Source organism: Mycobacterium sp. E3198 (assembly GCF_001667015.1).
GTDB lineage: Bacteria > Actinomycetota > Actinomycetes > Mycobacteriales > Mycobacteriaceae > Mycobacterium.
On the sequence record NZ_LZIS01000214.1, the window covers coordinates 22,387 to 34,041 of the forward strand.

Genomic DNA, 11,655 nt, shown 5'->3' on the forward strand with positions numbered 1-11,655 from the left:
GCAGCCACGGAAGGAATTCGCATGGACCCCGACCTGGACCCTAACCAGCAGCACTGGCAGGACCGCCTCGACAGCCTGCAGTGGGTCATCGGCTCGATACTCTCCAACATCGACAGCGTTCCGACCTGACCGAAACCAAGCCGCGCGCCGCGTTCGCTGAGGACGGCGGCGCGACCGATCCCGCGATCCGTTTCGTTGTCCTGGCGCTGCTGGCCGTCGATGGGATCCTGTCGGCACTCGCCGGCGCGCTGCTGCTGCCTTCCTATCTCGGCTCGATTCCGTTCCCCATCAGCGGGCTGCTCAGCGGACTGCTCAACGCGGCGTTGGTCTGGGCCGCCGCGCAGTGGACCAAATCCGCGCGGGTGGCCGCCCTGCCGCTGTGGACCTGGCTGCTCACGGTCGCGGTGATGAGCATGGGCGGGCCCGCCGACGACGTCATCCTGGGCGGGCGGGGGCTGCTGGCCTACGGGGCCCTGCTGCTGATCGCGCTGGGCGTGGCGCCGCCCGCGTGGGTGTTGTGGCGGCGCGGCCACGAGCGCTGACAGGCCGCGTTACGGGAAGAACGGCGGCAGCGGCGGGAGCGGCGGCAGGAAGCTCAGGAACCAGTTGATCTCGGTCTGGATGAAGTAGTTGATCGACGCCGTGGTGGCGTTGATGAAGTTGTTCAGCCCCTGGGCAAAGGTGATGGTGCCGCCCAGCCAGTCCAGGAGGTTGAACAGGCCGCTCTGCACCATGGGCTCGAAGAGGTTGTAGAAGTACATGATCTGCGGTGCCACTATCCAGCCGATCCAGGGCAGCCAGCCCGCCGCGTAGGAGGCCAGCTCGAAGCCGTACTGCACGTACGGCTCGATCAGCAGGTAGGCGTTCTCGATCGATTGGGCGATCGGAGCAAACGCGTTCGCCGCAGACACCGCCGCGGCGTTGGTGACGGCGGCCGGTGCGAGCAGGGCACTGGCCGCGGTCAGAGCCCGCAGGCCTCCGGTGGGCCCCAGCAGCAGCGCGGCGGCCTGGCCGACGCCGCCGAACAGCCCGGCGCCGCCCAGCAGATTGGCGGAGCCCGCCACGACGCTCTCGACCTCGGTCATCGCACCGGACACGGCGTTGACGGCCGCCCCGGACACGGCGTTGATGGCCGCCCCGGCCTGACCCGCGATCGCCTGGGCGCCGCCGCCGAGCAGCCCGGCGCCGAGCAGCCCCGCGCCCCCGCCACCCAGGAAACTGGTGGAGCCCGCCACGGCGCTCTCGACCTGGTTCACCGCACCGGACACGGCTCCGCCGGCCACCACGGCCGCACCGGCGGCGCCGGTGGTACCGCCGCCGCCCAGCAGCGTCGCGGCGGGGGCGTTCACCGCGGCGGCGAGGTTCTGTGCCGCGTCGGCCTCGGCGGCCGCATACGCGCCGGCGCCGGCGCTCAACGTCTGGACGAACTGGTTGTGAAACCCGGCGATTTGCGCGCTGATCTGCTGGTAGCCCAGCCCGTGCTCGGACAGAAACGCCGCGACCTGCGCCGATACCTGGTCGGCGGCGGCCGCGGCCACCGCGCTGGTCGGGAGTGCCGCCGCACTGTTGGCCGTGCTGAGGGTCGATCCGACGCCGGACAGGTCCGAAGCCGCTGCGGCCAGCGCCTCCGGGTCGGCGAATAGGAACGACATCTAACACCTCTCTGGGATACGACGGATGGTAACGCGGTCGCCGCTGGTTAGCGGGCAAGTCCGCCAAACCCACAGCAAAGGGCCCGCGGCTGCGGCCGCGGGGCCCGGGACGTCGGCGGCGGAATGGCCGCAGCCTGGCGCTACTGTTGCGCGTATGGCACCGTTGCCCAAGGTTTCACAGGTTGGGCCGGGCGGATGAAATTCGATCGTGGGGAAGTTACACCAACGTGCCACTGACACCGGGAACACCGGAGCCTCTGGAGCCCGTAGCCTTGCCCAGCCCCCTGGTTCCGGCTGCGGCCGCACCGAAGGCCGGCGCGTCGGCGCTGCGGCGCGTCCTGCGGCGGGCCCGCGACGGGGTCGCCCTGAACCTCGACGAGTCGGCCGTCGCGATGACGGCGCGCGGCGATGACCTCGCCGATCTGTGCGCGAGCGCGGCGCGGGTGCGCGACGCGGGACTCGAGTCGGCCGGCCGGCGCGGGGCGGGCGGCCGGCTGCCCATCAGCTATTCGCGCAAGGTGTTCATTCCGGTCACCCACCTGTGCCGCGACACCTGCCATTACTGCACCTTCGTCACCGTCCCCGGCAAACTGCGGGCCCGGGGCGCCGGCATGTATATGGAGCCCGACGAGATCGTCGACATCGCCCGCCGCGGGGCCGAACTGGGTTGCAAGGAGGCGCTGTTCACCCTCGGTGACCGCCCCGAGGACCGGTGGCCGCAGGCGCGGGACTGGCTCGACCAACGGGGCTACGACTCCACCCTGTCGTACGTCCGGGCGATGGCCATCCGGGTACTGGAGGAGACCGGGCTGCTGCCGCACCTGAACCCCGGCGTGATGAGCTGGTCGGAGATGTCGCGGCTCAAGCCGGTGGCACCGTCGATGGGCATGATGCTCGAGACCACGTCGCGGCGGCTGTTCGAGACGAAAGGGCTTGCGCACTACGGCAGCCCGGACAAGGACCCGGCGGTTCGGCTGCGCGCGCTGACCGACGCCGGGCGGTTGTCCATTCCCTTCACCACCGGGCTGCTCGTCGGCATCGGCGAGACACTGCCCGAACGCGCGGACACCTTGCTGGCGATCCGCAAGTCGCACAAGGAGTTCGGGCACGTCCAGGAAGTGATCGTACAGAACTTCCGGGCCAAGGAGCACACCGCGATGGCCGCCGTTCCCGACGCCGGGATCGAGGACTACCTGGCGACCGTCGCGGTCGCGCGGTTGGTGCTCGGGCCGGGCATGCGCATCCAGGCGCCGCCCAACCTGGTGTCGCGGGAGGAGTGCCTGGCGCTGATCGGCGCCGGCGTCGACGACTGGGGCGGCGTCTCACCCCTGACCCCCGACCACGTCAACCCCGAACGGCCGTGGCCCGCCCTGGACGAGCTGGCGGCGATCACCGCCGAGGCCGGATACGACCTGGTGCAGCGGTTGACCGCACAGCCCAAGTACGTTCAGGCGGGGGCGGCCTGGATCGACCCGCGGGTGTCCGGACACGTTGCGGCGCTGGCCGATCCGGCCACGGGACTGGCCCGCGACGTCAACCCGGTCGGCATGCCGTGGCAGGAGCCCGACGACGTGGGGTCCGCCGGGCGGGTCGACCTGCACGCGGCGATCGATACCGACGGCCGCAACACCGAGGCACGCAGCGACCTCGACAGCGCGTTCGGTGACTGGGAATCGATCCGTGCCCGCGTCCACGAGCTGGGCGCGCAGGGCGCCAAAGCGCCGGAACGCCTAGACACCGACGTGCTCGCCGCCCTGCGATCGGCCGAACGTGATCCCGCCGGCTGCACCGACGACGAGTACCTGGCGTTGGCGACGGCCGATGGGCCCGCACTGGATGCGGTTGCGGCGCTGGCGGATTCGCTGCGGCGCGACGTCGTCGGCGACGACGTGACCTTCGTGGTGAACCGGAATATCAACTTCACCAACATCTGCTACACCGGCTGCCGGTTCTGCGCCTTCGCGCAGCGCAAGGGCGACGCCGACGCGTATTCGCTGTCGGTCGAGGAGGTGGCCGATCGCGCCTGGGAGGCGCACGTCGAGGGCGCCACCGAGGTGTGCATGCAGGGCGGGATCGATCCCGAGTTGCCGGTGACCGGGTACGCCGAGCTGGTGCGCGCCGTCAAGGCCCGCGTGCCGTCGATGCACGTGCACGCTTTTTCCCCGATGGAGATCGCCAACGGGGTGACCAAGAGCGGGTTGAGCATTCGCGAGTGGCTGATCAGCCTGCGCGAAGCGGGCTTGGACACCATCCCGGGCACCGCCGCCGAAATTTTGGACGACGAGGTGCGCTGGGTGCTCACCAAGGGCAAGCTGCCGACGTCGATGTGGATCGAGATCGTCAGCACCGCACACGAGGTGGGTCTGCGGTCGTCGTCGACGATGATGTACGGCCACGTCGACAGCCCGCGGCACTGGGTCGGCCATCTCAACGTGCTGCGCGAGATCCAGGACCGCACCGGCGGTTTCACCGAGTTCGTGCCGTTGCCGTTCGTGCACCAGAGTTCGCCGCTGTACCTGGCCGGCGCGGCGCGGCCGGGGCCCACCCACCGCGACAACCGTGCGGTGCACGCCCTGGCGCGGATCATGTTGCACGGCCGCATATCCCACATCCAGACCAGCTGGGTCAAGCTTGGAGTCGAGCGCACCCGCGTGATGCTCAACGGCGGCGCCAACGACCTGGGCGGCACGCTGATGGAGGAGACCATCTCGCGGATGGCCGGTTCCGAACACGGGTCGTCGAAGACAGTGGCGGAGCTGGCCGCGATCGCCGAGGGGATCGGCCGCCCGGCGCGCCAGCGCACCACCACCTACGCGCCGCTCGCGGCGTAATTGTCACCAGCCCCGGGTATACCGGAGGCCGTGAAGCGACACATCGACCACGACCGATTCCCGGAGTGGCGGCCGTTCTGCGACGCGGTGCAGCAGCGCCGGCCCGACACGGGCACCTGGTGCGAAGCCTGGACAATCCGCGACGTCGTCATCCACCAGGCCGGAAACGCCGAAGAGCTCGCCCGGGTGCTGCAAGCGCACCTGGAGGGGGCGCCGGTCGGCACGCGGGGCTTCGAGGAGCGGGAGGGGCCGCTGCGCGCACTCGGCGACGCGGAGCTGTGGGACGCGCTGCAGGAGCGGATGGCCACGCTGAACAACGTCGCGTCGGCCGCGGACCCAGTGCCCGCGGACACGGACGTCGCGTGGACCGGTCGCACCATGAAGGTGCCGTGGTTCGCCGAGCACATGCGCGAAGAACTCGTCCTGCACGGGTGGGACATCACCGGTGACGACGCGGCGGCCCGGGCGCGGCTGTCCGAGCCGTGGATGACCACGCACAGCGTCACCGCGGTCGGGCGTCCGCTGCTGGCCAAGGGCGCCAAGGGATTACGCGCGGGTGAGCGGATCGAAGGCCGGCTGCGGGTGCCCGGTGCCGACGACGTCGTCGTCACCGCCGACGCCGAACACACCGACATCGGAATGGCCGGGCCCGAAGGCCCGGCCACCCTGGAAACCGATGCCGCCGCGCGGGTCCTACTGCTGTGGGGCCGTCGACCCGGAGACCCTTCGCGGATCTGCAGCGACGCCGGACCCGAAACCCTGGGCCAACTGCGCCGCCTGCTCAGCGGCTACTGAAATCGGTCAGTAGTTGTTGCAGCTGCCGGCCACCGACAGCACGTCGTTGAAGTACGGCGCGGCCTGCGGCATGGCCTGGATCTGCTGCGCCATCTGCAAGCGCTTCGGCGGCGGCGAGGCCAGGAACTGGTGCAGGTAACTCACCGCGATCGGCGACGCGTTCAACTGCGCGGCGGCAGCCGGGTCCGTCGCGTTCAGCGCGGCCATCACCTGGCCGTAGTTGCAGGTCGTGTTGACGACCGGGTCCAGGGGATCTGCGGATGCGATCCCGGAGCCAGCAGTCAACGCGAACGCCACGCCGCCAACGGCAGCGGCCAATTTGGTCAACGACAGCCTTGCCATCTGTGGACACCTTCCCCATTCAATGCACCGTCTGAAAACGGCGACGACATCTGCCCAACGGTTGCCGTCTGCGGTCGAGGCTACCAGGCCCCGTGGGCTTTCATCCTCGCAACCGTTATCGCACAGCAAGCTCTAATCGTAACTATTCGCAGGTCAGCAGCGTTCGGAGGATGTTCGCCGTGAGTGAACGCGGGCCGGGGCGCGGCCCGGGCGCTCGGCGCCGCGCGCGCCGGCGCGCTTTGCGTCCCCGTGTTGCATGCCAAGTGGTTGACGTGTATGTGCAACGTCTAGTATCAGTAACCGAAAGCTTTCGCCGAAGCGGCCGAAGCGCCGCGGCGAGCCGAACAGCAGCCCACACGCAGTACATGGACAGAGCTGGAGGAGACGTCTGTGACGTACACGATCGCCGAACCCTGCGTCGACATCAAAGACAAGGCATGCATCGAGGAATGCCCGGTCGACTGCATCTACGAGGGCGCCCGGATGCTGTACATCCATCCCGATGAATGCGTCGACTGCGGGGCGTGCGAGCCGGTCTGCCCCGTCGAAGCGATCTATTACGAAGACGACGTGCCCGAGCAGTGGGGCCAGTACACGCAGATCAACGCCGACTTCTTCGTCGAGCTGGGGTCGCCGGGCGGCGCCGCGAAGGTCGGCTTGACCGAGAACGACCCGCAGGTGGTCAAGGACCTGCCGCCGCAGGGCGAAGGCGAGTAAGCGGGCCGGTGCTGCACAGGCCCGACCGGGACCGGCCGGCAGTGTCGGCGTCCCTGCCGGAGTTTCCCTGGGATACCTTGGCCGACGCGAAGGCGCTGGCCGCGGCCCACCCGGACGGAATCGTCGACCTGTCCGTCGGCACCCCGGTCGACCCGGTCGCAACCCTGATTTCCGACGCCTTGGCGGCCGCCGGTTCGGCGCCGGGCTATCCGGCCACCGCCGGCACCGAGCGCCTGCGCGCATCGGCGGCGGCCGCACTGGCGCGCCGCTACGGCATCACCGGGCTGGCCGAGGCGGCCGTGCTGCCGGTGATCGGCAGCAAGGAACTCATCGCGTGGCTGCCGACGCTGCTGGGCCTGGGCCCCGCGGACGTGGTCGTGGTGCCGGAGCTGGCTTACCCGACGTATGACGTCGGGGCGCGGCTGGCCGGGGCAGAGGTGTTGCGCGCGGATTCGCTGACCCAGGTGGGGCCGCGGTCCCCGGCGCTGTTCTACCTGAATTCGCCGAGCAATCCGACCGGACGCGTGCTCGGCGTCGAGCACCTGCGCAAGGTCGTCGGGTGGGCACGGGACCGCGGCGTAATCGTGGCCTCCGACGAGTGCTACCTGGGCTTGGGCTGGGAGGCCCAACCGCTCTCGGTGCTGCATCCCTCGGTCTGCGACGGCGACCACACCGGGCTGCTGGCGATCCACTCGCTGTCGAAGACCTCGTCGCTGGCCGGCTATCGGGCCGGTTTCGTCGCCGGCGACGCGGGGCTGGTCGACGAGCTGCTGGCCGTGCGCAAACACGCCGGGATGATGGTGCCGACGCCGGTGCAGGCGGCCATGGTGGCCGCCCTCGACGACGATGCCCACGAGCAGGTGCAGCGCGGGCGCTACGAACGGCGGCGGGCCGCTTTGTTGCCCGCGCTGCGTGCGGCCGGTTTTGCCGTCGACCATTCCGAGGCGGGCCTGTACCTGTGGGCCACCCGCGGCGAGCCCTGCCGGGACAGCGTCGCGTGGCTGGCCGGCCGCGGTGTCCTGGTGGCGCCCGGCGATTTCTACGGCCCGGGCGGCGCCCAGCATGTGCGGGTCGCGCTGACCGCCACCGACGAACGTATCGCCGCCGCGGTGCAGCGCCTCTCCTAGGCTTAGCCCGTGACCACTTCAGCGGGTTCGGCGGGCAAGCTGCACATCCCGGCGTCGATCGGCGACATAGCCAAGCGGATTTTCCTGGGCAAGCCGCTGATCACCGAGGAGCTGTCGAGCGAGAAGCTGTCGAATCCGGTTGCGCTGGGGGCGCTTTCGCCGGACGCGATCTCGTCGACGGCGTATGGCCCCGAGCAGATCCTGATCGAACTGTTGCCACACGCGGGTTTGGCGGCGTTCGTGCTGCTGCTGCCCATCACGGGTGTCATCCTGCTGATCCTGATCCTGGTGGCCGCGTCGTATCGCCAGGTCGTCATGGCATACACCCGGGCCGGTGGTTCGTACATCGTCGCGCGGGAGAATTTCGGGCCGCGGGTGGCGCAGGTTGCCGCCGCGGCGCTGTTGATCGACTACGTGGTCACGGTGGCGGTCCAGTCGGCTGCCGGCACGGTCGCGGTGGTGTCGGCGATCCCGGCGCTCGGCCAGCACAGCCTGCAAATCACCATCGGCGTGGTGCTGGCCATCTGCTATTTGAACCTGCGCGGATTGAAGGAGGCGGGCTGGCAATTCGCGTCCGCGACTTACCTGTTCGTCGCGATGGTCGGGCTCACGATCGTGGTCGGGGTGGCGCGCATGGTGGCGGGCGATCTGCCGGTCTACCACCCGGAGCAGCTGCCCGGGACGGTGCCGGTCCATCAGGGTGACGCCCTGGTGATGGGCGCGACCATCCTGACCGTGTTGCGCGCGTTCGCCAACGGAGGCTCCTCGCTGACCGGGGTCGAGGCGATCTCCAACACCGTCGACGTCTTCCGAAAGCCGCAGGGGTCCAACGCGCGCCGGGTGCTCACCGCGATGGCGACCATCCTGGGCATCCTGCTGGCCGGGGTGGCGTTCCTCGCCTACGTCACGCACGCCACGCCTTACCTCACCGAGTATCCGTCGGTGCTGTCCCAGATCGCCCGCGCGGTCTTCGGTGCCGGGGTGGCGGGCAACGCCCTGTACATCCTCGTCCAGGCGGCGACCGCCGCGATCTTGTTCACCGGCGCGAACACCAGCTTCAACGGGTTTCCGGCCCTGGCCAGCTTCGTGGCCGAGGACCGCTTCCTGCCGCGACAACTGACGAAACGCGGTCACCGCCTGGTGTTTTCGAACGGGATCATGACGCTTGCGGCGCTGTCGGTGGCGCTGCTGCTGACGACGGGTGGCTCGGTCAACGCGCTGGTGCCGTTCTACGCGATCGGCGTGTTCACCGGGTTCTCGATGGCGGGTTACGGGATGACCAAACACCATCTGACCCACCGGGAACCGGGATGGCGACGAAGGCTGGCGATCAACCTGTCCGCGGGGATCCTGTCGACGATCGTGGTAGGCATCTTCGCGGTGGCGAAGTTCACCGAGGGCGCTTGGCTGGTCGTCGTCGTCTTTCCGATACTGGTCTTCCTGCTGATCCGGCTCAACCGCGAATACCGCGCGGAGGCGGCCATTCTCGAGAGGTTCCGCACCGACCGGCCCGAATTGGTGAGGTACGCCAGGCACCGCGTGTTCGTGTTCGTGAACTCGGTCGACCTGGCGACGATCGAGGCGCTGCGCTACGGCAAAGGGTTGCGTTCCGACGAGCTCATCGCGGTGCACTTCATGGTCGACGCGATCCATGCCGCGCAGCTGCGAAAGCGTTGGGATCATTACGAACTCGACACGCGGCTGCGGGTGGTGGATTGCCCCGACCGGCGGATCAACTGGTCGGCACAGGTGCTCGTCGCCAAGGCGCTGCAGGAACAGCGGGACACCAACGTCACGGTATTGCTGCCGCGCCGCACCTATTCGCCGCTGCTGGGCAGGCTGCTGCACGACCGCACCGCCGACAAGATCGCCCGGGCGGTCAGCCTGATCCCGGACGCGGCGGCGACGATCGTCCCGTACGACGTGGAATCGCGGATCAAGGAGGCGTTCCCCGACGACTTCGAACATCGGATCGCGCGCGGACTCGACAGGGTCGAGGCGTTGGTCCTGAGCGAACAGGAGCGGGATGTCGAAGCCTACGAACACCCCGAACGGCCGTCGGTGATCACCGTGGCGGGGCTCATCCCGGGCCAGCGCGCCACCGTCGAGGGGCGGGTCACCCAAGTCGAGGACATCACCAAGCGGCGCCGCACGTTGCGGTGGATCGTCGTCGGCGACGACAGCGGCGAACTCAACGTCACGTTCCGCCCCGGGCGCGGGGGCGCCGACATCCAGCCCGGTCAACTGGTGCGGATCACCGGCAAGGCGCGCCAGAGCGGCAACAAGGCCGTGTCGATGGTCGACCCGGCGTATCACGTCATCGAGGACCCCGCCAAGGAAGGGCAACAAGCGTGAAACGAGTGGCCGCCGTGCTGGTCTCGGTGCTGGGTCTGGCGTATACGGCCAACGGCTACCGACCGTTGACGAGGGACCGCTTCGGGTCGGGCATCGCGTTCGCCCACGGTGTGTTCGCGTCCGAGCTTCCGATGCAAACCCTGGCTGTCCAGGTGGCGGCCGTGGCGGCGATGTCGCGCCGGCTGCCGCCGCGGACGCGCCGGTTCAGCTGGCTGGTCTCGGCGTTGTCGTGGGTGGGGCTGTTGGCGCTGCGCCGCGTCGGACGGCAAGCGAATGCGCCGCTGACGGCCGCGCTGGACGCCGGGCTGGGTCCCGGTCGCCGCACCGAGTCGGGCGATCTGTGGCAGCGGCCCGCGGCCGGGGGCGCGACGGCGAAGAAGCCCAGCGCGGCGCGGATGCTGCGGATCTACCGCGACTACGCGCACGACGGCGACATCAGCTACGGCGAGTGCGGCTCGCGCAACCATCTGGACATCTGGCGCCGGCCCGATTTGGATCGCGACGGCCGCGCGCCGGTGCTGCTGCAGGTTCCCGGCGGGGCGTGGATGGTGGGAAACAAACGCGGACAGGCGCATCCGCTGATGAGCCACCTGGCCGAGCTGGGCTGGATCTGCGTCGCGATCAACTACCGGCTGAGCCCGCGCTCCACCTGGCCGGACCACATCGTCGACGTCAAGCGCGCGATCGCGTGGACGAAGCAGCACATCGCCGAATACGGCGGCGATCCGGACTGGATCGCGATCACGGGGGGTTCGGCCGGCGGGCACCTGTCGTCGCTGGCGGCCCTGACGCCCAACGATGCGCGGTTTCAGCCGGGCTTCGAGGGCGCGGACACCCGCGTGCAGGCGGCAATTCCCTTCTACGGGGTGTACGACTTCGGATCCCGCGATGCGATGCATCCGTTGATGGCGCCGATCGTGGCCAAGCGCGTGTTCAAGCTGAGCCTGACGGACGCCGGCGAGCCCTTCCGGGTCGCGTCGCCGATCACCCACGTTTCCGAGGATGCGCCACCGTTCTTCGTGCTGCACGGCACGAACGATTCGCTGATCCCCGTCGAACAGGCCCGCCGGTTCACCGGGCGGCTGCGCGAGGTCAGCCGCCAGCCGGTCGTGTACGCCGAGTTGCCTTGCGCACAACACGCTTTCGACATCTTCGGGTCGGCGCGCGCGGCACACGCCGCGGTGGCCGTCGAGCAGTTCCTCGCCGAGACGTACGCATCGCGGCCGCGCGGGTCAGGGGTCAACCCGAGCGGCCCCAGCTCAGTGCCAGCGACTTGAGCGCGAAACTCTTCGACGGGAACTTGATTTCCGGCGTGTAGCCCGCCGGCAATTGGAAATCGGGGATCTGCGTGAGCCACTCGTCGACGACGATGGCCAGTTCTATGCGTGCCAGGTGGGAACCGATGCAACGGTGTGGCCCGCCGCCGAATCCCCAGTGGCGGTGCACCTTTTGGTCCATGACCAACTCGTCGGTGGAGATCTCGTCGCTGCCGTCGCGGTTGATCGCGGCGGTGCACAACCGCACCGGCGTACCCGGGGGCAGCGTCATGCCGCCCACCTTGACGAAGTCGGTGGTGACCCGGGCCGCCAGCGGCGCCGCGGGCTCGAGCCGGACGATCTCCTCGATGAAGACCTTGGTCTGCTCGGGATCGCGGCGAAGCTCCCTGCGCAGCTGCGGTCGGCGTGCCAATTCGAATAGCGAAAAGCCGATCGCCGCGGCCACCGTGTCCAGGCCGGACAGGATCAACAGGTGGCTCATGCCGAGCAGTTCGAGGTCGGTGAGATCGCCCGGTCCGGTCATCACTTCGGACAACATGTCCGAGCCGGGGTTCTCCCT

Annotated in this window: 10 protein-coding genes; 7 read left to right on the top strand and 3 right to left on the bottom strand. The window is 69.4% G+C overall.

Translation table 11 applies throughout. The features are described 5' to 3' along the window. Positions 1-80 precede the first annotated feature (80 nt). Complete coding sequence (locus A5673_RS22930; RefSeq protein ID WP_068237936.1) at positions 81-542, top strand: hypothetical protein; 462 nt, start codon at positions 81-83, stop codon at positions 540-542. A 9-nt stretch (positions 543-551) separates the two neighbouring features. On the opposite strand, the gene A5673_RS30510 is transcribed toward A5673_RS22930, so the two are convergent. Further along, positions 552-1,652, bottom strand: coding sequence for a PE family protein (locus tag A5673_RS30510; protein WP_068237939.1), 1,101 nt, complete (start codon positions 1,650-1,652; stop codon positions 552-554). A gap of 227 nt (positions 1,653-1,879) precedes the next feature. On the opposite strand from A5673_RS30510, the gene A5673_RS22940 reads away from it, so the two are divergent. After that, on the top strand, positions 1,880-4,483 hold the full coding sequence (locus A5673_RS22940) for a bifunctional FO biosynthesis protein CofGH (protein ID WP_068237941.1): 2,604 nt from the start codon (positions 1,880-1,882) through the stop codon (positions 4,481-4,483). Between the two features lie 30 nt (positions 4,484-4,513). Then, positions 4,514-5,278 (top strand): maleylpyruvate isomerase N-terminal domain-containing protein, encoded by a 765-nt coding sequence (locus tag A5673_RS22945; protein ID WP_068237944.1) that lies wholly within the window; start codon positions 4,514-4,516, stop codon positions 5,276-5,278. A gap of 6 nt (positions 5,279-5,284) precedes the next feature. On the opposite strand, the gene A5673_RS22950 is transcribed toward A5673_RS22945, so the two are convergent. Beyond that, complete coding sequence (locus A5673_RS22950) at positions 5,285-5,620, bottom strand: hemophore-related protein (RefSeq protein ID WP_068237946.1); 336 nt, start codon at positions 5,618-5,620, stop codon at positions 5,285-5,287. A gap of 390 nt (positions 5,621-6,010) precedes the next feature. Between A5673_RS22950 and fdxA the strand changes: the two genes are divergently transcribed. From fdxA to A5673_RS30205, 4 genes are read left to right on the top strand one after another with little or no spacing between them, the layout of a single operon-like run. Continuing rightward, positions 6,011-6,337 (top strand): ferredoxin, encoded by a 327-nt coding sequence (gene fdxA, locus A5673_RS22955; RefSeq protein ID WP_068237950.1) that lies wholly within the window; start codon positions 6,011-6,013, stop codon positions 6,335-6,337. A gap of 41 nt (positions 6,338-6,378) precedes the next feature. Next, positions 6,379-7,464 carry a succinyldiaminopimelate transaminase gene (dapC, locus tag A5673_RS22960; RefSeq protein WP_156748517.1) on the top strand — a complete coding sequence of 362 codons (1,086 nt, stop codon included), beginning with the start codon at positions 6,379-6,381 and terminating at the stop codon, positions 7,462-7,464. Positions 7,465-7,473: 9 nt separating this feature from the next. After that, positions 7,474-9,819 carry an APC family permease gene (locus A5673_RS30200; protein WP_068237955.1) on the top strand — a complete coding sequence of 782 codons (2,346 nt, stop codon included), beginning with the start codon at positions 7,474-7,476 and terminating at the stop codon, positions 9,817-9,819. Next, the gene (locus A5673_RS30205; protein WP_068237957.1) at positions 9,816-11,096 is read left to right on the top strand and encodes an alpha/beta hydrolase; all 1,281 of its coding nucleotides are present in this window, start codon (positions 9,816-9,818) and stop codon (positions 11,094-11,096) included. Before A5673_RS30200 ends, A5673_RS30205 begins: the two co-directional genes overlap by 4 nt. On the opposite strand, the gene A5673_RS22975 is transcribed toward A5673_RS30205, so the two are convergent. Next, positions 11,059-11,655: cytochrome P450 (locus A5673_RS22975; RefSeq protein ID WP_156748519.1), on the bottom strand; the 597-nt coding region annotated here is incomplete at its 5' end. The genes A5673_RS30205 and A5673_RS22975 overlap by 38 nt on opposite strands.

Bases quoted from the DNA above. Each gene is read 5' to 3' on its own strand.
- A5673_RS30510 (WP_068237939.1), bottom strand. From the start codon at position 1,652: ATGTCGTTCCTATTCGCCGACCCGGAGGCGCTGGCCGCAGCGGCTTCG.
- A5673_RS22950 (WP_068237946.1), bottom strand. From the start codon at position 5,620: ATGGCAAGGCTGTCGTTGACCAAATTGGCCGCTGCCGTTGGCGGCGTG.